General features: G+C 67.9%; 16 protein-coding genes, 6 tRNA genes and 2 pseudogenes. 23 read left to right on the top strand and 1 reads right to left on the bottom strand.

Going from position 1 to position 20,758, the window contains the following annotated elements; genetic code table 11:
* Nucleotides 1-2: 2 nt before the first annotated feature.
* From GTY96_RS32465 to GTY96_RS38740, 15 genes and pseudogenes are all read left to right on the top strand, one after another.
* The gene (locus GTY96_RS32465) at nucleotides 3-773 is read left to right on the top strand and encodes an outer membrane protein assembly factor BamD (RefSeq protein ID WP_143909231.1); all 771 of its coding nucleotides are present in this window, start codon (nucleotides 3-5) and stop codon (nucleotides 771-773) included.
* The gene (locus tag GTY96_RS32470) at nucleotides 770-1,474 is read left to right on the top strand and encodes a hypothetical protein (protein ID WP_143909233.1); all 705 of its coding nucleotides are present in this window, start codon (nucleotides 770-772) and stop codon (nucleotides 1,472-1,474) included. The genes GTY96_RS32465 and GTY96_RS32470 overlap by 4 nt, the downstream gene beginning before the upstream one ends.
* A 38-nt stretch (nucleotides 1,475-1,512) precedes the next feature.
* Nucleotides 1,513-2,235: a tetratricopeptide repeat protein gene (locus tag GTY96_RS32475; protein WP_143909235.1), complete on the top strand. Its 723-nt coding sequence runs from the start codon at nucleotides 1,513-1,515 to the stop codon at nucleotides 2,233-2,235.
* A 37-nt stretch (nucleotides 2,236-2,272) separates the two neighbouring features.
* Entirely contained in the window at nucleotides 2,273-3,217 is a 945-nt protein-coding gene (locus tag GTY96_RS32480; protein WP_143909237.1) for an FHA domain-containing protein, read from the top strand.
* Between the two features lie 13 nt (nucleotides 3,218-3,230).
* Entirely contained in the window at nucleotides 3,231-4,289 is a 1,059-nt protein-coding gene (selD, locus tag GTY96_RS32485) for a selenide, water dikinase SelD (RefSeq protein ID WP_143909239.1), read from the top strand.
* Nucleotides 4,290-4,341: 52 nt separating this feature from the next.
* Nucleotides 4,342-5,148: an N-acetylmuramoyl-L-alanine amidase family protein gene (locus GTY96_RS32490; RefSeq protein WP_161666733.1), complete on the top strand. Its 807-nt coding sequence runs from the start codon at nucleotides 4,342-4,344 to the stop codon at nucleotides 5,146-5,148.
* Between the two features lie 46 nt (nucleotides 5,149-5,194).
* On the top strand, nucleotides 5,195-5,899 hold the full coding sequence (gene rph, locus GTY96_RS32495) for a ribonuclease PH (protein ID WP_143909243.1): 705 nt from the start codon (nucleotides 5,195-5,197) through the stop codon (nucleotides 5,897-5,899).
* Nucleotides 5,896-6,483 carry an RdgB/HAM1 family non-canonical purine NTP pyrophosphatase gene (gene rdgB, locus GTY96_RS32500; RefSeq protein WP_143909245.1) on the top strand — a complete coding sequence of 196 codons (588 nt, stop codon included), beginning with the start codon at nucleotides 5,896-5,898 and terminating at the stop codon, nucleotides 6,481-6,483. Before rph ends, rdgB begins: the two co-directional genes overlap by 4 nt.
* Nucleotides 6,484-6,554: 71 nt before the next feature.
* Nucleotides 6,555-6,628 (top strand) — tRNA-Pro (locus GTY96_RS32505).
* 43 nt (nucleotides 6,629-6,671) lie between these two features.
* Nucleotides 6,672-6,748 (top strand) — tRNA-Arg (locus tag GTY96_RS32510).
* Between the two features lie 94 nt (nucleotides 6,749-6,842).
* Nucleotides 6,843-6,916, top strand: a tRNA-His gene (locus GTY96_RS32515).
* Between the two features lie 14 nt (nucleotides 6,917-6,930).
* Nucleotides 6,931-7,004, top strand: a tRNA-Arg gene (locus GTY96_RS32520).
* Nucleotides 7,005-7,369: 365 nt separating this feature from the next.
* Entirely contained in the window at nucleotides 7,370-8,005 is a 636-nt protein-coding gene (locus GTY96_RS32525) for a hypothetical protein (RefSeq protein WP_161666734.1), read from the top strand.
* A gap of 27 nt (nucleotides 8,006-8,032) precedes the next feature.
* The gene (locus GTY96_RS32530) at nucleotides 8,033-8,293 is read left to right on the top strand and encodes a hypothetical protein (protein ID WP_161666735.1); all 261 of its coding nucleotides are present in this window, start codon (nucleotides 8,033-8,035) and stop codon (nucleotides 8,291-8,293) included.
* 98 nt (nucleotides 8,294-8,391) lie between these two features.
* A pseudogene (locus GTY96_RS38740) lies at nucleotides 8,392-8,466 on the top strand (hypothetical protein); the annotation flags it as partial.
* Between the two features lie 370 nt (nucleotides 8,467-8,836).
* On the opposite strand, the pseudogene bet reads toward GTY96_RS38740, so the two are convergent.
* Nucleotides 8,837-9,439: pseudogene (gene bet / locus GTY96_RS38745) on the bottom strand (phage recombination protein Bet); the annotation flags it as partial.
* 329 nt (nucleotides 9,440-9,768) lie between these two features.
* On the opposite strand from bet, the gene GTY96_RS32540 reads away from it, so the two are divergent.
* From GTY96_RS32540 to GTY96_RS32575, 8 genes are all read left to right on the top strand, one after another.
* Nucleotides 9,769-9,841 (top strand) — tRNA-Lys (locus GTY96_RS32540).
* A gap of 138 nt (nucleotides 9,842-9,979) precedes the next feature.
* A tRNA-Leu gene (locus GTY96_RS32545) sits at nucleotides 9,980-10,061 on the top strand.
* Between the two features lie 104 nt (nucleotides 10,062-10,165).
* Nucleotides 10,166-11,443 carry a trigger factor gene (gene tig, locus GTY96_RS32550; RefSeq protein WP_161666737.1) on the top strand — a complete coding sequence of 426 codons (1,278 nt, stop codon included), beginning with the start codon at nucleotides 10,166-10,168 and terminating at the stop codon, nucleotides 11,441-11,443.
* Between the two features lie 47 nt (nucleotides 11,444-11,490).
* Nucleotides 11,491-12,111, top strand: a complete 621-nt coding sequence (clpP, locus tag GTY96_RS32555; RefSeq protein WP_143909250.1) for an ATP-dependent Clp endopeptidase proteolytic subunit ClpP — start codon at nucleotides 11,491-11,493, stop codon at nucleotides 12,109-12,111.
* Between the two features lie 231 nt (nucleotides 12,112-12,342).
* On the top strand, nucleotides 12,343-13,626 hold the full coding sequence (gene clpX / locus GTY96_RS32560) for an ATP-dependent Clp protease ATP-binding subunit ClpX (RefSeq protein WP_014394869.1): 1,284 nt from the start codon (nucleotides 12,343-12,345) through the stop codon (nucleotides 13,624-13,626).
* A 161-nt stretch (nucleotides 13,627-13,787) separates the two neighbouring features.
* Nucleotides 13,788-16,007 carry a prolyl oligopeptidase family serine peptidase gene (locus GTY96_RS32565; protein WP_235686028.1) on the top strand — a complete coding sequence of 740 codons (2,220 nt, stop codon included), beginning with the start codon at nucleotides 13,788-13,790 and terminating at the stop codon, nucleotides 16,005-16,007.
* A 194-nt stretch (nucleotides 16,008-16,201) separates the two neighbouring features.
* Nucleotides 16,202-18,658 carry an endopeptidase La gene (gene lon, locus GTY96_RS32570; protein ID WP_143909252.1) on the top strand — a complete coding sequence of 819 codons (2,457 nt, stop codon included), beginning with the start codon at nucleotides 16,202-16,204 and terminating at the stop codon, nucleotides 18,656-18,658.
* Between the two features lie 177 nt (nucleotides 18,659-18,835).
* Nucleotides 18,836-20,491 carry a peptide ABC transporter substrate-binding protein gene (locus GTY96_RS32575; RefSeq protein ID WP_161666750.1) on the top strand — a complete coding sequence of 552 codons (1,656 nt, stop codon included), beginning with the start codon at nucleotides 18,836-18,838 and terminating at the stop codon, nucleotides 20,489-20,491.
* Nucleotides 20,492-20,758: the final 267 nt, after the last annotated feature.

A 20,758-nucleotide genomic window follows, 5' to 3' on the forward strand; every position in this document is an offset into this window, starting at 1 on the left:
TGATGCGCTCCGCCGTCCTCGTCCTGTCCGTCCTGTTGCTGTCCGCTTGTGCCTCCCTCACCCAGGGGCCCGCGGGTGAGCCGAACTACGCCAACCAGGCCGCGGAGAATCTGGCGCTGGGGGAGGCCGCCCTGGAGGACAAGGACTTCCTCAAGGCGGAGAAGTACTTCGACCACGTCCGCACCAAGTTCCCGTACCTGGAGGCGGCCCGCGAGGCGGAGCTGAAGCTCGGCGACCTCGACTTCGCCCGGGAGATGTACGCGGAGGCGCGCGAGAAGTTCGACTCCTTCATCAAGCTGCACCCCACGCACCCCAAGGTGGACTACGCCGCCTACCGGCTGGCCCTGTCCTACGTGCAGGAGTTCCCCTCGGAGTTCTTCGCCCTGCCGCCTTCGTACGAGAAGGAGCAGAAGCCCATGTACGACGCGCTCCGGGCCATGAACCTCTTCCTGCGCCAGTACCCGGATTCGCAGTACGTGAAGGACGCCAAGGTGCACGCGGACGACGCCCGCCAGCGCCTCGCGCGCCACGAGCTGTACGTCGCCTCCTTCTACGCCAAGCGCGAGCGTTGGAAGGCCGTGGCCCAGCGTCTGGAGGGGCTGCTCAAGGACTACCCGGGCACGTCGCTGGAGGAGGAGGCCCTCTTCGACCTCCATCAGGCGTACGTGAAGCTCAACGACACGGAGCGCGCGCAGAACACGCTGCGCGAGGTCCTCAAGCGCCTGCCGGGCACGCCCGCCGCCCAGCGCGCCCAGAAGATGCTGGGCTCGTGAGACGGCTGGAGGACTGGGGGCGGCTGGGGGGCATCGGCATCGCCGTGCTCGCGGCCGCTGGGGTCCTCCTCTTCCTGGGGCCGCGCCTGCTGGGCGCCGCGGCCGGGCCCGAGGCGGAGATCATCACCGCCCTCAAGGAGGCCGAACACGACGGGGTGTCGCTCGCCGTGCCCGGCTCCGCGCTGCCGCTCGTCTCCCGGAAGCTCCAGTACGCCCGCATCGCGGTGTCGGTGGATCCGGCGGGACAGCGCGCGGAGGCCTTCGCCACCCTGGACTTCGAAGGCACCCTGGGTGTCACCACCGTCAGCACCGCCGGTGTGGAGGTCGTGCCGTTCACCCGCGAGTCCGGACGGTGGAAGGCCTCGCCCTCGGTGGCGCCCCGGCTGGTGGCGGTGGTGGCCGCGCTGGAGGCGCGCCGGCAGGCCCTGGCGGCGGGCCGGCCGGAGGCGCTGTCACGGCTGGCGGGACCGGGTTCGGACGGCGGGGCGGGGCGGACGTGGGAGGAGGTGGCCCCCTTGAGCCGGCGGCGCGTGACGGCGCAGGCGTGGTACGCGCGGCTGGAGCGGGACGAGGCGGTGGTGACGGAGCACTACCGGGTGGAAGGAGACCTTCCGGCGCGGCCGGTGGACACCCGAGGAGAGCGTCCGCTTTTGCTCGTGCGCGAGGGCGATCAATTCTTGTTTTCGCCCGGGCTCATGTAGGCTACCCGAGGAGGCAGGGGCCCGCGCGGGGCCGAGTCATGGACGAAGCCCTCAAGCAGCTACTGACCCTCGGGCGAGGCTCCTTCGAGAAGAAGCAGTACGCCCAGGCCGAGCAGTTCCTGACGAAGGTGGTCGAGCAGAACCCGACCTTCGCCGACGTCTACAACATGCTTGGCATCATCTACCACGACCAGGGCCAGTTCGCCCGGGCGCAGCGGGCCTTCGAGTCCGCGCTGCGGCTCAACCCCGCGTACACCGAGGCCGCGCTCAACCTGGCGGTCATCTACAACGACATGGGGAAGTACGCGGAGGCGAAGGAGGTCTACCAGGCCGCCTTGTCCCGCCAGAAGGGCGCCCCCGGCGAGCTCGACCCCTACGTCATGAAGAAGGTGGCCAACATGTACGCCGACATCGGCGACGTGTTCGCCTCCAGCGGCGTGTGGCAGAAGGCCATCGACGAGTACCGCCGCGCGCTGGCGCACTTCCCCGAGTTCGTGGACATCCGCCTCAAGCTGGGCAACGCCCTGCGGGATGCCGGGGACAACGCGGCGGCCCTGGCGGAGTACGAACAGGTCATCGCGCAGAATCCGTCGTACATTCCCGGGCGGATCAATTATGGAATCGCCCTCTACTCGGCGGGTCGCCGTGACGAGGCGGTGAAGGTCTGGGAAGACGTGCTCGTGCGCAGTCCCGGCAACAAGAGCGCGCAGATGTACCTCAACCTGGTGAAGGACCCGGGTAAGGCGGAAGTGACGGGTTGAGCACCATGGCAACTTCCATCATCGAGGTCGCGGCACCGTGAGCACTCCTGGCGGTACGGCGAAGTCCTTTGCCCTCAAGTTCATCTCCGGGAAGTACCAGGGCGGTGAGTTCCCGCTGAAGGCCAACAAGCAGATCGTCGTCGGACGGTCGAGCGAGTTGGACATGGTCCTCGTGGAGGACATGGTCTCGCGCAAGCACGCGAAGATCATGTACTCCGACGGGGCCATCACCATCGAGGACCTGGGCTCCACCAACGGCACCTTCGTCAACGGCGAGAAGGTCAAGCAGGCCAAGCTGAAGGAGGGAGACCGCATCCTCATCGGGACCTCCATCCTCAAGCTCGTGCACCAGGGCGCGGAGAGCGCCGCCGTGGACGAGAGCGTGGTGAAGCAGAAGCTGGAGGAGGCCGCCGCCGCCCAGGCCGCGCGCACCACCAAGGCCAGCTCCATGACGGGGAAGATCGAGGAGATCCCCCTCCCGGACCTGCTCCAGCTCTTCCACACGTCGAAGAAGAACGGCGTGCTCGTGGTGAACAACGCCCACGAGGGGAAGATCTACCTGCGCCAGGGACGCGTGTACTACGCGGTCATCGACGACAACCACAACCTGGGCCCGCAGAAGAGCTTCAACCGCATCGTCACCTGGGAAGAGGGTGACTTCGAGCTGCGCGCCGCGGACAGCCAGGAGTTCATGGTGGAGCTGGACTCGTCCACCGAAGCGCTCCTGATGGACGCGCTCCGGCAGCTGGACGAGTTCAAGCGCCTGCAGCCGCAGCTTCCTCCCATGGCCACGGCGCTGCGGATCGCGCAGCCGTTGACGGTGCCGCTCAAGGAGCTGACGCCGGAGCTGATGGACGTGCTGCAGCTGGTGCACAACCATGGCTCGCTGGGCGGAGTGCTGGACCACTCGGACGGCGACGACGTGCTCACCGCCGAATCGGTGGTGCAGCTCATGAAGCGCGACTACGTGCGCGCGGAGTAGGGCGGGGAACACCATGGCGGGTGACAAGTCGGTGAAGCCGAAGCGCCTCACCGAGATGAGCCACTGCGCGGGCTGCGCGGCGAAGCTCAAGGCGGGGGACCTGGCGAAGGTCCTGGGCGGCCTCAAGAAGGCCGCCCCCCGCGAGGCACTGGTGGGCTTCAACACCAGCGACGACGCCGCCGTCTACCAGGTGGCGCCGGGCATGGCCGTCGTGGAGACGGTGGACTTCTTCCCGCCGCTCGTGGACGACCCGTTCCAGTTCGGCGCCATCGCCGCGGCCAACGCGCTGTCGGACATCTGGGCCATGGGCGCGCGTCCGCTGTTCGCGCTCAACCTGGTGTGCTTCCCGGACGAGCTGCCGCTCAAGACGCTCCAGAAGATCCTCGCGGGCGGCCAGTCCAAGGCGGACGAGGCGGGCATCCCCATCCTGGGCGGCCACAGCATCCGCGACCCGGAGCCCAAGTTCGGCATGGCCGTCACCGGCGTGGTGCACCCGAAGAAGGTGCTCACCAATGCGGGCGCGAAGCCGGGGGACGTGCTGCTGCTCACCAAGCCGGTGGGCACGGGCATCGCCACCACCGCCATCAAGCGGGGGCTCGCGTCCAAGGCGCTGACCCAGCGCGTGACGGCGCAGATGGCCACGCTCAACAAGGCCGCGGGTGAGGTGTTCGCCTCGGGCGCCTTCAAGGTGAACGCGCTCACGGACGTGACGGGCTTCGGGCTCCTGGGGCACCTGCTGGAGATGATGACCGGCGCGAAGACGCGCGCGGCGGTGGACCTGGAGCGCATCCCGCTCATCGCGGAGGTGCCGGCGCTGGCGGAGGCCGGCGTGATTCCGGGCGGGACGAAGACGAACCTCGCCCATGTGAAGAAGCACGTGCGCTTCCCGGACGGGCTGCCGGAGCACATCCAGTGGTTGCTCGCGGACGCGCAGACCAATGGCGGCCTGCTGGCCAGCGTGCCCGCGCGCCATGCGCTGAAGGCCCTCCAGGCGTTGGAGAAGGCGGGCGTGGACGCGGCCCTCATCGGCGAGGTGCAGGCGGGCCGTCCCGGCATCGACGTGGTGGGCTGAGCGGGCCGGATTTCGCCTCCGGCCCGGGGCTCCGTTAACATCCGGGGCGCGAATGTCGCCTCGCCGCTCCCCCATCTGTCTCCTCGCGCTCGCGTGTCTCCTTCCGGCCCTGGCCGGGGCAGGGGAGCGCGTCGCGCGCATCGTCATCGACCCGGGACATGGCGGTGCGAAGGAGGGCGCGAAGGGGCCGGGGGAGCTCTGGGAGAAGGAGGTCGCCCTCCAGATTGCCCAGCGCCTGCGCGACAAGCTGGAGGCCGCGGGCAGCGAGGTGTTCCTCACGCGCGACCGCGACACGCTGATGGCGCTGTCGGAGCGGGTGGAGTTCTCCAACGTCCAGCGGCCGGACCTCTTCCTCTCCATCCACGCCAACTCCATGCCCACGAAGCGGCTGCGCGAGCGCACCGAGGGCATCGAGACGTACTTCCTCTCCGCCAACGCGTCGGGTGAGGCCGCGCGGGCGGTGGCGGACCGCGAGAACGCGGAGGCGCCCACGGCCCGCTCCGCGCGCGGACACTCCACGCTGGCCTTCATCCTGGATGACCTGGCGCGCACGGAGGCGCACTCGGATGCGTCCCGGCTGGCCTACGCCATCCACCCGCGGCTGGTGTCCAAGAGCGGCGCGGCGGACCGGGGCGTGCAGCAGGCGCCGTTCTTCGTCCTCACGGGCGTGGAGGCGCCGGCGGTGCTGATTGAGGTGGGCTTCATCTCCCACCCGCAGGAGGGCGCCCGGCTGGGGAGGGCCGCGTACCAGGAGACGTTGGCGGAGGCCATCTCGGAGGGGGTGCAGGCCTTCCTGCGGGAGACGCGCCGACGGGACACCTCGCCCTCGCAACCGGTGGCCGGATCCACCGGGCCCTGATAAAGCGTGGGGGCTTCACGTCCCCTCCCGTCAGGAGCTTTCCCTCGTGCGTTCCTTCCAACGTGGTGCGCTGGAGCTTCGGCCTGTCACCCTCACGCCCAACGTCAACCGCTACGCGGAGGGCTCCGTGCAGGTGGAGTTCGGCCACACCAAGGTGCTCGTCACCTGCTCGGTGGAGGACCGCGTCCCGCCGCACCTGATGGGCAAGGGCTCCGGCTGGGTGACGGCCGAGTACGGCATGCTCCCGCGCGCCACGCACACCCGCGGCTCGCGCGAGGCGGCGAAGGGCAAGCAGTCCGGCCGCACCATGGAGATCCAGCGCCTCATCGGCCGGGCCCTGCGCGCGGCGGTGGACCTGCCGTCGCTGGGGGTTCGCACCTTCACGCTGGACTGTGACGTCATCCAGGCGGACGGCGGCACGCGCACCGCGTCCATCACCGGCGCGTACGTGGCGCTGGTGATGGCCCTGCGCTCGCTCAACAAGCCGGGCCTCTTGAAGAACCTCACGCCGCTGGCCGCGGTGTCGGTGGGCGTGGTGAACGGCGAGGTGCGCGTGGACCTGGACTACGACGAGGACTCCACCGCGGAGGTGGACCTGAACCTCGTGGCCACGGGCGACGGCCGCATCGTGGAGGTGCAGGGCACCGCGGAGCACAAGCTCTTCGACCGCAAGGCGATGGACGCGATGCTGGACGGGGGCCTGGCCGCCATCCAGCAGCTCACGGCCGCGCAGGCGAAGGTGCTGGGATGAAGCCGAAGCTGCTCTTCGCCACTGGAAACGCGGGCAAGCTGCGCGAGCTGCGCGCGCTCGTGGGCGACGCCGTGGAGGTGGTGTCCCTCAAGGACCTGCCTCCCGTGCCGGAGCCCGAGGAGGACGGCGCCACCTTCGAGGACAACGCGGTGCTGAAGGCGCGCGCCTACTCGAAGGCCACGGGGTTGCCCGCGCTGGCGGATGACTCGGGGCTGTGCGTGGACGCGCTGGATGGACGGCCCGGGGTGCTCTCCGCGCGGTACGCGCCGGGGGATGATCGGGCCCGGTACGAGAAGCTGCTCGGGGAGCTGGAGGGCGTGCCGGACGGGAAGCGGACGGCTTCCTTCTACTGCGCCCTGGCGCTGGTGACGGGGGAGGGCGAGCCCCGGGTGGAGGTGGGCCGCTGCGAGGGCACCATCCTGCGCGCGCCGAAGGGGACGAACGGCTTTGGCTACGACCCGGTGTTCCAGGTGGCGGACGGCAGCGGACGCGCCATGGCGGAGCTGGCGCCGGAGGAGAAGGCGCGGGTGTCTCACCGGGCGAAGGCCTTCGGGCTGATGCGGCGCCATCTGTTGGCGCTTTGACCGGGCGGACGGGCGTCAGGAACTGCGAGCTTGCGCGTCCGTCCGCGTTAGGCGAAGAATGCAGCACTTCTCGGGGCGTAGCGCAGCCTGGTAGCGCACCTGCCTTGGGCGCAGGGGGTCGGAGGTTCGAATCCTCTCGCCCCGACTTGAAGTGCCGTGTTGAAGCAGCAGTCGTCGTGGAACGACCAGCTCCAGTAGCTCAGCTGGATAGAGCACCGACCTTCTAAGTCGGGGGTCGCAGGTTCGAGCCCTGCCTGGGGCGCCAAATCTGCAGGCTGGGGGGTGTATTTGGGCCTTGTACGGCCTCGGTTTCCACGGTAGGAGACCGCCGCATCAAAGCCGTGACGTGCGAAGTGACGGCGAATGTAGCTCAACTGGTTAGAGCGCCGGACTGTGACTCCGGAGGTTGCCGGTTCGATCCCGGTCATTCGCCCTTCTTTGCTTCCCGCGCCTATAGCTCAACTGGATAGAGCATCGGCCTTCGAAGCCGAGGGTTGGGGGTTCAAGTCCCTCTGGGCGCACTTCCTCAACCCCCCGTGTTCACACTGGAAAGTCGGCCCGTCGCCGCTCCAGTAAACGGGACCTTCCCGGACGCACCAACGATTTACCAATGAGCTCCTCCGCGCCGCGCTTTCGTGCGGCGCGGATGGTCGGGGGCTCATCCTCCAGCCGTTGGAGTGCCAGGCTGTCCTGGACGCGCTGGCTTACGCTCGCCAACGTCTGGGCCTTCAGGACCTGGATGACCCCTTGGGGCACCGGCTCGACGCCGCATCGCTCTGGTGGCTCCTTTCCACGAAGAGGGTCAACCGCGTTTCGCTTCCGGTGCGGATGCAGGAGTGGTGAAGATCCGAACGCTCGGTTTGTGCCGCATCAGTGAGGGGTGACAGTGGGGGCTCGTCGGTTCTTCTTCTTTCTTCCCAACGCGGGCGTGCGTCTGGATTTTGGTGCCGCTATCGCGGTGTTGGATGAGGCTGGCCTTGAGTTTGATTCGGGTACGGTTGTTGCCGGGTTCGACGAGCAGGGGGTGGCTGTTGAGTCGCGCCGGATTGAGACGACGAGAATTGATGGTCGAGTGATTGAGCAGTGCGTGAAGAGCGGGCTCAGTCTTGAGGCCGAGTGTCGAGACCCGTCATTGTTCATGACCTGTGTATTCGGTTCTCCGCACCCGAACCCCATATTTTCAATGATTGTCTCGCTTCGGGTCTGGAGGGGGCTTGGTGTGATGGCGTCAGATAGGTATGAGAAATTGCTGGTTCGTGTGGCCAAGGACTCCGGAGCTGCGAGCGTTCTGGTCGTAGATGACCCTTCGGATGACTTCCTGGCGCGACTGGTCGTTGTTGATGATCAATGGGTGATGGATCCTTGTCGTTTGAGCGGGGTAGAGCTGGAGGCGTTGAGCATCCTCATTGCTCCAGACCAAGCGCATTTCCCGGTGATGAGGTCGCTCAGGCCCACTGGGCGGTGCGTACTGGGGTATTTGGAGTACCGGGAGACGATTGATGGTGATCCATCAAGAAGCTGAGAGGGAACTGGCTGTTGGTGTGCCTCCATGATCGTTGAGCGGATCCTGAAGGGCGCCAAGCCAACGGAAATCTTCCACGAGATGTTGGCTCGGACTCCAGAGCTGACCAACGTCGAACTTGGAAGGGCGTTCACGGACTGCTTTGAGGATGTTGACTGGCTCGCGAAGACTTTGATCTGGAAATGGAATCGTTCCGGCACGCGAAGCGGAATCGCTGATGAGAGGCTGGATGCGCTGCTCATCGAACTGCTCCGCGCGGCGGGATATGCGGTTCCCGACATGCCGTGAACGCTCCGCACTCCCACTGGCCGCAATAGAAACGCCCGCGCCCCCAGACAGGGAACGCGGGCGTTGTTCATTTCGGGGATACGGCGACCTTCAGGCCTCCGGATTCGTCCCGGTGCCGTCCTTGGCGGACGGCACGCGGCACCGCGACTCCGTCTCCGCCTCCAGCGCGGTGAGGTTCTCGCGCATGGCCTTCGCCCACCGGGCCCGCGGCTGCTCCATCAGCTTCTCGTGCGCCAGGTCGATGGTCTCGCTCAGCTCGTCGTCGGACAGCTCCGACGTCGTCTTGCCCTTGTACGGACCGAACGCCACCACCACCGCGCTCGCCTTCGGCCGCTCGGGCGTCTGGGCCAGGGGCGCCAGCGGCACGTCGACGTCGAGCCTCGGCTCCTCCTTCTCAGGGGGCCGGGACTCCATGGCGGCTGGCGTGGGCGCCAGGGTGGGGAAGGACGCCTTCATCTGGCCCGGTCTCGCTCCCAGCACCTCGTAGGTCCCGGACGCGGGGGCCGGCTCGTCGTGGGCTCCGTGCGCGTCGTACTCCTCGGCCGGCATCTCCTCGCGCACGTACAGTCCGCCGAAGGCCTCCGGGTACGCCTTGCGCAACGCCGCCACGCGGGCGCACTTCTCGATCATCGTCGTGGGGATCTTGGCCCAGAGCGGCGTCTGCTGGACGTAGCCGGCGAAGTCCAGCCACACCACCACCGGCAGCTTCCCCTCGCGCACCACCCGCGACCAGGCACCCACCAGGGCGCCCTTGCGCTTGGCCGGGTTGAAGCGGTGCACCACCTCCCCCTTGCCCTGGTCCACGACGATCTCGTCCTCGGCGAACACCGCGCTCGCCTGGATGCCCTTGAAGTCCGGGAAGCGCTCCGCCCGGGCCAGCATGCCAGCCTCCGAGGGCTGGAACTCGTACTTCGTCACCCAGTTGGGCCGCTCCCGGTTGCCCACGTTCTGCCGACGCGCCACGCAGAACGCTTCCTTCAGGAGTGGATCCAACCCGCTGCGCTTGCACTGCTCGATGAAGAGCGCGAACTCGTCCTCGCTGATTCCCCGGGGGCAGATGGTCCGCTTCACCAGGTCCACCCGCTCCCGGTTCCAGGCCGCGCCCTGCGGCGACGTCGTTCCATCCGCCTTCACGTTGGCTTCCATCACTGTCTTCTCCCGCACCACTCGAAAAGGACGGGCGACCCTCGCCCGCCCACCTGGTTGCCCGGGACGCACCCCTGACCCGAAGCAGGGGCCAGACGAACCTCTGCTACAGGCCTGAAGCGCGAACCGCGGCGTGGATCAACATGCGGGCCGGATGGACCCTTCGCATCGCTTCCAGGACCGTGGACCGGCCGGCAGCAGGGCGGGCATCCGCCCACGACGCGGGGAATGAACGGGGGTTTGCAAAAACGTTTTGACAGGGCGGGCGGCGCCCGGTATTCACCGCGCCACCTCGGACGTCGCGCAGCCAACGCGGCCCCAGCAAAGCCGGGAGCGTAGCTCAATTGGCAGAGCAATGGACTCTTAATCCATAGGTTGTGGGTTCGATTCCCTCCGCTCTCACTCGCAGGGCCCCTTCTGGAAACGGAAGGGGCCCTGTTTCTTTTCCGGCATCCGCCCCGCCGGCAAGCCCCGGAGGGCGCGCGGGAAAGCCCCTGTTGCCCACGGACGTTTCGCGGTAGGACGGTCGCGCGACGCGTCGGGCGGGTGGCGAAACTGGTAGACGCGCCAGACTTAGGATCTGGTACCGCAAGGTGTGAGGGTTCGAGTCCCTCCTCGCCCATTTCGCGTTGACCCGTTCGTGCCTATCCCCTAAAGCCGCACGTCCCACTTTCCGGTTGCCGCCCCGGGACGCGTAGGCCCGTGGAGGCGGCGAGCGAGGCCCGCATGAAGGTCCAGGTCGAGGAGCTTTCTCCCATCGAGAAGAAGCTCTCCATCGAGGTCGACAACGCCCGCGTGGCGGAGGAGCTCAACCGCGCGTACGCCGCGCTCAGCGGCCAGGTGAAGCTGCCCGGTTTCCGCCAGGGCAAGGTTCCCCGCCGCATCCTCGAGCAGAAGTACCGCGAGCAGGTGGAGGACGACGTCATCCAGCGCGTCGTCCAGAAGGCCTACCTGGACGCCGTCCGCGAGCACAAGGTGGAGGCCGTCGCCTCTCCCCAGGTCACCAACTCCGGCCTCAAGCCCAACGCCCCCTTCAACTTCGAGGCCCGCGTGGAGGTGAAGCCGCGCGTGGAGGCGAAGGACTACGAGGGCGTGGGCCTGTCGAAGATCGACACCGCCATCTCCGACGACGCGGTGAACGAGCAGATTGAACGCATGCGCCAGAACCAGGGCCGCATCGAGCCCGTCACCGACCGCGACACCGCGGCCGCTGGCGACCAGGTGACCATCGACTTCGAGGCGAAGGTCGACGGCAATGCGTTCCCCGGCAGCAAGGCGGACGGCATTGGCGTGCGCGTGCAGGACGGCGACCTCATCCAGGGCAACATCCCGCAGCTGGCGGGCGTGAAGGTCGGCGACTCCAAGGACGTCGAGTACACCTTCCCCCAGGACTACCAGGCGGAGGAAGTGCGCGGGAAGGCCGCCATCTTCCACATCACCGTCAAGGAGCTGAAGAAGCCGGTGGTGCCGGAGCTCAACGACGACTTCGCCAAGGAGACCGGCGTCGCCCAGACGGTGGACGAGCTGCGCGCGAAGGTCCGCTCGGACCTGGAGAAGGCCAAGAAGAACCAAGCCCAGGTGGACGAGCGCGACGGCCTCATCAAGGCCCTGCTGGAGAAGAACGCGTTCGACGTGCCCCGCGCCATGGTGGAGCGCGCCATCGACTCCATGATGGAGGGCGCCTTCCGCCAGATGCAGCGCCAGGGCATCGACCCGCGCCAGCTCAACCTGGACTTCAACCGGCTGCGCGACGAGATGCGCGAGAAGGCCGTCCTGGAGGTGAAGGGGACGCTCCTGTTCGAGGCCATCGCCCAGCAGCAGAACATCCAGGCGTCCGACGAGGACGTGGAGAAGCGCATCGAGGACCTCGCCATCGAGGCCAACCAGCCCGTCGCCCAGGTGAAGAAGTACTTCAAGGGTCCGGACGAGCGCCTTGGGTTGTCTCTGCGACTCCGCGAGGAAAAGACGATTGAATTCCTCAAGGGCCGGGCGAAGTATTCTTGAGGCTTTTCCTTCAAGGTTCCTGAGTCCCTTCTCGAGGTCCATCCGACATGCCCTTCATGCCCGTCCCCTACGTCATCGAGCAGACCCACCGGGGTGAGCGCTCGTACGACATCTACAGCCGGCTCCTGAAGGACCGCATCGTCATGCTGGGCACGGAGATCGACGATGACGTGGCCAACGCCATCGTCGCGCAGCTCCTGTTCCTGGAGTCCGAGGACCCGGACAAGGACATCAACCTGTACATCAACTCGCCGGGTGGGTCCGTGACGGCGGGGCTCGCCATCTACGACACGATGCAGTACGTCAAGGCGCCTGTGTCCACCATCTGCGTGGGGCAGGCGGCCTCCATGGGTGCCGTGCTGCTGCTGGCCGGGGCGAAGGGCAAGCGCTACTCGCTGCCGTCCAGCCGCATCATGATCCACCAGCCCCTGGGCGGCGCGCGCGGCCAGGCGACGGACATCGAAATCCAGGCCCGCGAAATCCTCCGGATGAAGGCCAAGCTCAACGAGCTCATCGTCAAGCACACCGGGCAGACGATCGAGCGCGTGGAGAAGGACACGGACCGCGACTACTTCATGGGCGCCACGGAGGCGAAGGCGTACGGCATCATCGACGCCATCCAGGACCCCCGGAAGGTCGTGGGCGTGAAGGCGGAAGAGAAGAAGTAGACAGCGGGAAAACCCAACGGACCGGGGTGGCAGGGACTCGGCCGGTGGCCGGGGGTGCTGGGACTCTCTCCCGCGCCTCCGGCCTTCTCGTTTCTGTCGTCGCCGGCATTTTCGCCTTGTTAAGTACCCCGAAGGTGCGTGGACGTTCCGGATGGGGGCTGACTAGATTGGCGAGAGCAGGGGACCGGACGCGAAGCGGGTTGGGGCCTTTCAGGCGCAGCGAGGGATTTCATGGCGGGTAAGAACGTGGAGAAGCGAGACAACCAGACCCTCTGCTGCTCCTTCTGCGGAAAGTCGCAGAAGGAGGTCAAGAAGCTCATCGCGGGCCCGACGGTCTACATCTGCGACGAGTGCATCGGGCTGTGCAACGACATCATCGCGGAGGAGATCGACCGCGAGGAGACCAAGGACACCAAGCTGCGCATCCCCCGGCCCTCCGAAATCAAGGCCGTGCTGGATGAGTACGTGGTGGGCCAGGAGCGGGCGAAGAAGACGCTGTCGGTGGCGGTGCACAACCACTACAAGCGCATCGAGTCCAAGGTCGCCATGGACGACGTGGAGCTGCAGAAGAGCAACATCCTGCTCCTCGGCCCCACGGGCTCCGGCAAGACGCTGCTGGCCCAGACGCTCGCGCGCATCCTCAATGTCCCCTTCACCATCGCGGACGCCACGTGCCTCACGGAGGCCGGCTACGTGGGCGAGGACGTGGAGAACATCATCGTCAACCTGCTCCAGGCGGCCGACCACGACATCGAGCGCGCGCAGCGGGGCATCGTCTACATCGACGAAATCGACAAGATCGCCCGCAAGTCGGAGAACCCCTCCATCACCCGTGACGTGAGCGGCGAGGGCGTGCAGCAGGCGCTCCTGAAGATCATCGAAGGCACGGTGGCCAATGTCCCGCCCAAGGGCGGCCGCAAGCACCCCCAGCAGGAGTTCCTGCAGGTGGACACCACCAACATCCTCTTCATCTGCGGCGGCGCCTTCGGCGGCCTGGAGCAGGTCATCGAGCGGCGCCTGGGCGGGCGCAGCCTGGGCTTCGGAGCGGAGATCCAATCGCGCAAGCAGCGCAACCTGAGCGAGCTGCTCAAGCACGTGGAGCCGGAGGACCTGCTCAAGTTCGGCATGATTCCGGAGTTCATCGGCCGTCTGCCCATCATCACCGCGCTGGAGGAGCTGGACGAAGGCGCGCTCGTGAACATCCTGGGCGAGCCCAAGAACGCGCTCACCAAGCAGTACCGCAAGCTCTTCGAGCTGGACGGCGTGTCGCTGAAGTTCACCGACGGCGCGCTGAAGGCCATCGCGTCGGAGGCCATCCGCCGCAAGGCCGGCGCGCGCGGTCTGCGCTCCATCCTGGAGACGGCCATGCTGGACGTGATGTACGAAATCCCGTCCCGCAAGACGGCCCGCGAGGTGCTCATCTCCGAGGAGGTCATCCTCAAGAAGAGCGAGCCCGTCGTGCTGCACTCCCAGGACAACAAGGAGACGCCGGAGCCCAAGAAGGAATCGGCGTAACGCCGGAGCCTCATCGGGCATGACGGGGCGCGTCATGGGCGCCGCGACACGGGTCGCGGACCCGGGCGCGCCCCTCGTCTTCGCGGGGCAGCCCAGGCGTGGGAGCGGGCCGCGATTTTTTCCGGGCCGGGGGCGGGGCCTTCTTGTATCTGCTGTCCCCCATGAGAAAGCTCCTCATGCCCGCCCTGTTGTCACTTGTGGCCTGTGTCTCCTCGAAGGACGCCACGCGCGAAGAGGTGCCCGCGTCCGCGTCCTCGGGGGCCCGGTCCGCGGCGGGTGACAGCGCTCCGGCCCAGGAGGGCCCTTCCCGCATGGCCTACCCGGCGACCCGTTCCGAAGCGGTGGTGGACACGCTGCACGGACAGCAGGTGGCGGACCCGTACCGCTGGCTGGAGGACGAGAAGTCCCCCGAGGTCCAGGCCTGGATGAAGGCGCAGGACGGCTTCACGCGCACCGCGCTGGAGGCGATGCCGGGCCGGGACGCGCTCGCCAAACGCTTCAAGGAGCTGTTCTACGTGGACTCCGTGTCGGCGCCCGCGCGCCGGGGCGAGCGCTACTTCTTCATGCGCACGCACAAGGACAAGGAGAAGGCCATCGTCTACTGGAAGCAGGGCGAGGCCGGTCCGGAGAAGGTGCTGCTGGATCCGAACACCTGGAGCAAGGACGGCACGGTGTCCCTGGGCACGTGGGCGCCCTCCTGGGACGGCAAGCGCGTGGCCTTCGCGCAGCGGCCCAACGCCGCGGACGAGGCCGTCCTGCACGTGATGGACGTGGCCACCGGTGAGTGGTCCAAGGTGGACGTCATCGAGGGCGCCAAGTACGCCCAGCCGCACTGGACGCCGGACGGCAAGGGCTTCTACTACGAGTGGCTGCCCACGGACGCCTCCATCCCGGTGGACGCGCGCCCCGGCTACACCACGCTCAAGTTCCACGTGCTGGGGCAGGACCCGAAGCGCGACGCGGTGGTGCACGAGCGCACCGGTGACCCGTCCACGTTCCTCCAGGGCGACCTGTCGCGGGACGGCAAGTACCTGTTCGTCTCCATCCTGCGCGGCTGGAGCGAGAACGACGTCTACTGGAAGCACCCGGGGGAGAAGGACTGGCGGCTGCTCGTGAAGGGCAAGGGCGCCAAGTACAACGTCATCCCCTGGAAGGACCGCTTCTACGTCGTCACCGACGAGGGCGCCCCGCGCCAGCGCGTCTTCGGCGTGGACCCGAAGAAGCCGGAGCGCGCGAACTGGAAGGAGCTGGTGCCGGAGGACCCCCAGGCGGCGCTGGAGAGCGTGTCGCTGGTGGGCGGCCACCTGGCGCTGGAGTACCTGAAGGACGCGGCCACGGAGCTGCGGATCGCCACGCTGGAGGGCAAGCCGGTGCGCACCGTGCAGCTGCCGGGCGTGGGCGCCGCGTCCAACCTGGCGGGCCTGGAGGACCAGGACGACGCCTACTTCGCCTTCAGCTCCTTCACCACGCCCCGGCAGGTGTACCGGACGTCCGTGAAGGGCGGGAAGGTGGACCTGTGGGCGAAGGTGGAAGTGCCCATGGACCCGGACGCGTACCAGGTGGAGCAGGTCTTCTACGCGTCGAAGGACGGCACCCGGGTGCCCATGTTCCTCGTCTACAAGAAGGGCCTGAAGAAGGACGGGACGGCGCCCACGCTGCTGTACGGGTACGGAGGCTTCTTCGTCAGCATGCAGCCCACCTTCCGCGCCAGCATCCTGCCGTGGCTGGACTCAGGCGGCATCTACGCGGTGGCCAACCTGCGCGGCGGCGGTGAGTACGGCACCGCGTGGCACGAGGCGGGCCGGGGCGCGAACAAGCAGAACGTCTTCGACGACTTCGCCGGGGCGGCCCAGTTCCTGGCCCAGGAGAAGTACACGCAGGCGTCGAAGCTGGCCATCTACGGCGGCAGCAACGGCGGCCTGTTGGTGGGCGCGGCGATGACCCAGCACCCCGAGCTGTACGGCGCGGTGGTCTGCGGGGTGCCGCTTCTGGACATGGTGCGCTACCACCTGTTCGGGAGCGGGCGGACGTGGGTGCCGGAGTACGGATCGGCGGAGGACGCCGGGCAGTTCAAGACCCTGTACGCCTATTCGCCCTACCACCACGTGCGGCAGGACGTGAAGTATCCAGCCCTGCTGATGATGGGCTCCGACCACGACGACCGCGTGGACCCCATGCACGCGCGCAAGTTCGTGGCGGAAGTGCAGAACGCGAAGGGCAATCCATCCCCGGCATTGCTACGCATCGAAGCGAACGCGGGCCACGGCGGGGCGGACCAGGTGGCGAAGGCCATCGAGTCCAGCGCGGACATGTACGCCTTCCTCTTCCAGGTGCTGGGCGTGGCCCGGCCGGACGCCGGGGTGGCGGCCGAGAGCCGCTAGAATCCAGGCAGGACACAGTTCCGCCTCTCGGTGTTCCCTTGAAGGCAGGGTGCGGACCCCCAATCTTGTGACGGGAACGGGGCCTGTGACCGGCGTGTTATAGAGCGGTATTTCACCCTGCATGCGCGTTCGGCGGGCATGCGGGCAACTCTTGAAGGGCCTGTCTGTCTGGCAGGCCAGCGGGTGGCGGATACATGTTCTTCGGACGTGACGACAAGAAGGAAGCCCAGAAGCGGGGACTCACCATCCCGCTCTTGCCCCTTCGGGACATCATCGTGTTCCCGCACATGGTGGTGCCGCTGTTCGTCGGCCGGGAGAAGTCCATCGCGGCCCTGAAGGACGCGATGGCCCACAAGGGTCCGGATGACAAGGCCGTCATCCTGCTGGCCGCGCAGAAGAAGGCCAAGACGAACGACCCCTCGCCCGACGACATCTTCCACTTCGGCACCATCGGGCACCTCATCCAGCTGCTGCCCCTCCCCGACGGCACGATGAAGGTGCTGGTGGAGGGCGTGCGCCGCGCGAAGGTGAAGAAGTTCCACCCGAACGACGCCTTCTTCATGGTGGAGGTGGATGAAGTCGAAGAGCAGCTGGAGAAGAGCGTGGAGCTGGAGGCGCTGGTGCGCTCCGTCCACTCCGTCTTCGAAGCCTTCGTGAAGCTCAACAAGCGCATCCCGCCGGAGATGCTGATGCAGGTCGCCAGCATCGACGACCCGGCGCGCCTGGCGGACACCATCGTCGCGCACCTGTCGCTGAAGCTGAACGACAAGCAGGCGCTGCTGGAGACGGAGTCCCCGGCCAAGCGGCTGGAGAAGCTCTACGAGCTGATGCAGGGCGAGATCGAGATCCTCCAGGTGGAGAAGAAGATCCGCACGCGCGTCAAGAAGCAGATGGAGAAGACCCAGAAGGAGTACTACCTGAATGAGCAGATGCAGGCCATTCAGAAGGAGCTGGGTGAGCGCGACGAGTTCAAGAACGAGATCCAGGAGATTGAAGAGAAGCTGAAGAACAAGCGGATGAGCAAGGAGGCCACGCTCAAGGTCAAGAAGGAGCTGAAGAAGCTCCGGATGATGAGCCCGATGAGCGCCGAGGCCACGGTCGTCCGCAACTACATCGACTGGATCATCAGCCTGCCCTGGTACGACGAGACCCAGGACCGGCTGGACGTCACCGAAGCGGAGCGGGTGCTCAACGAGGACCACTACGGCCTGAAGAAGCCGAAGGAGCGCATCCTCGAGTACCTGGCCGTGCAGCAGCTGGTGAAGAAGCTGAAGGGCCCCGTGCTGTGCTTCGTGGGGCCGCCGGGCGTGGGCAAGACGTCGCTGGCGCGCAGCATCGCGCGGGCCACGGGCCGCAAGTTCGTGCGCCTGTCCCTGGGCGGCGTGCGCGACGAGGCGGAGATCCGCGGCCACCGCCGCACGTACATCGGCGCGATGCCGGGCAAGCTCATCCAGTCCCTGAAGAAGGCGGGCAGCAACAACCCCGTGTTCCTCCTGGATGAGATCGACAAGATGTCCACGGACTTCCGTGGCGACCCGAGCGCGGCGCTGCTGGAGGTGCTGGATCCGGAGCAGAACCACAACTTCAACGACCACTACCTGGACCTGGACTACGACCTGTCCAAGGTGATGTTCATCTGCACCGCGAACACGATGCACAACATCCCCGGTCCGCTGCAGGACCGCATGGAGGTCATCCGCATCGCGGGGTACACCGAGCCGGAGAAGCTCTCCATCGCGCGGCGCTACCTGATCCCGAAGGAGCAGGAGGCCAACGGCCTCGCGGACCTGAAGATCGACATCACCAATGACGCGCTGAAGACCATCGTGCACCGGTACACGCGCGAGTCGGGCGTGCGCTCGCTGGAGCGCGAGATTGGCGGCGTGTTCCGGAAGATCGCCCGCGACGTGCTCAAGAACGGCAAGCGGGACCTCATCGAGGTGGACCGCAAGCAGGCGATGAAGTTCCTGGGCACGCCCCGCTTCCGCTACGGCGTGGCGGAGCGCGAGGACCAGGTGGGCATCGTCACCGGCCTCGCGTGGACGGAGCTGGGCGGCGAGATCCTCACCACGGAAGCCACGTCCATGCCGGGCAAGGGCAAGCTCATCATCACCGGCAAGCTGGGCGAGGTGATGCAGGAGTCGGCGCAGGCCGCCATGTCCTACGTGCGCAGCCGCGCGGAGCGCTTCGGCATCGACCGCAAGGTGTTCGAGAACTACGACATCCACGTCCACCTGCCGGAGGGCGCCATCCCCAAGGACGGTCCGTCCGCGGGCGTCACCATGGCCACGGCGCTGGTGAGCGCGCTCACGCGCGTGCCGGTCCGCCGGGATGTGGCGATGACGGGTGAAATCACGCTGCGCGGCCGCGTGCTGCCCATTGGCGGCCTGAAGGAGAAGACGCTGGCGGCGCACCGCGCGGGCATCAAGACGGTCCTCATCCCGAAGGCGAACAAGAAGGACCTGAAGGACATCCCGCTGAAGATCCGCAAGGCGCTGCGCATCGTCCCGGTGGAGTTCGTGGACGACGTGCTTCGCGAGGCGCTGCTCCTGGAGAAGCCGGAGGAGTTCGGCCGCAAGGGCGCCGGGGACAACCTGAAGACGGGGCTGTCCGTGTCGGAGACGGTGTCCACGCCTTCCGCGCCGGCCTGATGACGGCCTGAGCCCCGGGCCCTTCCAGGGGGCCGGGATGCGTGGGGTTCAAGCCAGGATGCCGGCCGACCAGGAGTCGCCGGTCTCCTGGCTTCTCTATTTTCGGACCGTGCCTGGGGTACAACGCGGGCAGTGGCTCCCCGCGCGCGAATCCTTTCGTCCTCCCTGGTGCTGGTGATGGTCGCGGCCTGCGGGCCCTGCGGCTTCCAGCCGGAGCCGGGCGTGAAGGTGGTGGTGCCGGCGATGCCCACCACGCTCGATTGGAGCCATTCGGATCCGATGAGCTGGGTGAACTACCCGGTGATGCTCGCCACGCAGAAGGGGCTCACCACGCTGGGCGCGGACCACTCCGTGCAACCCGGGCTGGCGGAGCGGTGGGAGCGCGAGGCGGATGCCGCTGGCCACGATGTGTACACCTTCCACCTGCGCCCCGACGTGACGTGGTCGGACGGCGCTCCCGTGACGGCGCGCGACTTCGTCTTCGGCTGGCACCGGGCGCTGCGGGGCCGCGAGCGCGGGGAGATGGCGGACCTGGAGGGCGCGGAGGCGGTGCTCGCGCTGCTGGAGCGGGGGGCACCGGAGGCGGAGGTGAAGGCCGCGCTGGCGCGGGTGGGCGTGGAGGCGGTGGATGCGCGGACGCTGCGGGTGACGCTGGCGCGGCCCCGCAGCTACTTCCTGGCGCGGCTCGCGAACGTGTACCTGTTCTTCCCGGCGCCCTCGGCGGACCTGGAGGGCAGGTCCGACGAGGCGGTGCGCGACTACTTCGACCGGCCTCGCGATGGGCGTCCGCTGGCCGTGGGCCCGTACCGCGTCGAGCGGTGGGACCGCGCGGGAGAGCGCGTGCGGCTCGTCTACAACCCGCGCAGCGCGTTCGCGCCCCCCCTGGAGCCCGGGGAGACGCCGGCCCCGGTGCTGACGCTGATGAAGTCGGAGATCGGCCCCGCGCTGTACGAGCGGGGCCGCGTGGACTTCGTCTTCGTGGACAGCGCGGCGGCGCTGCGCGGGATGCGCGCGGCGGACCTGAAGCGCGAGCCCCTGCTGTCCACGTACTTCCTGGGCTTCAACACCGAGCGTCCGCCGTTGGACCGGCCGGAGGTGCGCCGGGCCCTGGCGCGGGCGTTGGACCGGGAGGCGCTGCTCGCGGGGCTGCTGCCCGCGGCGCGCGCGACGAACGTGCTGCTGCCGCCGGAGCTCCCGGACTCGGCCTCGCCCGAGCAGGCCGCCCGGCTGCCGCGCTACGAGCCGGAGCGGGCGAAGGCGGAGCTGGAGGGGGTGACGGGCCTGGACCGGCCGCTGCGGCTGGTGGTGAAGGCGGGGGATTCGTTCGTGCCGGAGGAGGCGCTGGCGGAGCGCATCGCGGCGCAGCTGGCGCGGGTGGGCGTTCAGGTGGTGGTGGATGCGCGCTCGGACTTCTCCGCGGAGGTGGCTCGACGGACGCCGCAAGGGGCGCGCGCCTATGACCTGTACCTGCGCCGGCTGGGCGCGGACTACGCGCACCCGAACACGTTCTTCACGCTCTTCGAGCGGCAGGGCAATCACCAGACGGGCTGGGAGACGCAGGGCGCGGGCGAGCCGATGCGCCGCTTCGAGCAGCTGCTGGAGGAGGCGGACGGCGACGCGGACCCCGCGCACGCGCGCGCGCTGTACACGCAGGCGCAGGAGCTGCTGGTGGGCGAACAGGCCGTCATCGCACCGCTGTACCACCCGGACCGCTACTTCCGGGCGCGGGCGCGGCTGCATGGCCTGGACGTGGATCCGTTCAACTTCCTCGCGCTGCGCGCCCTGCGGCTGGGGCCGGATGAGGCGCCCATGGCCCAGGCGGAAGGGAAGTAGCGGATGCGCACGCTGAGCACGGATGCCTCGATGCGAGCCGGGTGTTTGGGCGCCGAGGCGCCTTGGCTGATGCTCGGGACTCGCTCGGCCCTGCCCGTAGGCTCGCCCGACAGGCGCCCGCCGAGGCGTGCCGTGCGAGCGCGCCGTTCGGAGCCCTGGCGCTCGGAGCTGTCTCGGCCGCGGGTGTCCGTGGGCCGGGACACTTCATGTGAGCGCTTGTGCCCGCGCGTCATGGACCTGCAGGCCGGGCGGCCTCGGCGCGTGCCC

This window comes from Corallococcus silvisoli (genome assembly GCF_009909145.1).
Taxonomy (GTDB): Bacteria; Myxococcota; Myxococcia; order Myxococcales; family Myxococcaceae; genus Corallococcus; species Corallococcus silvisoli.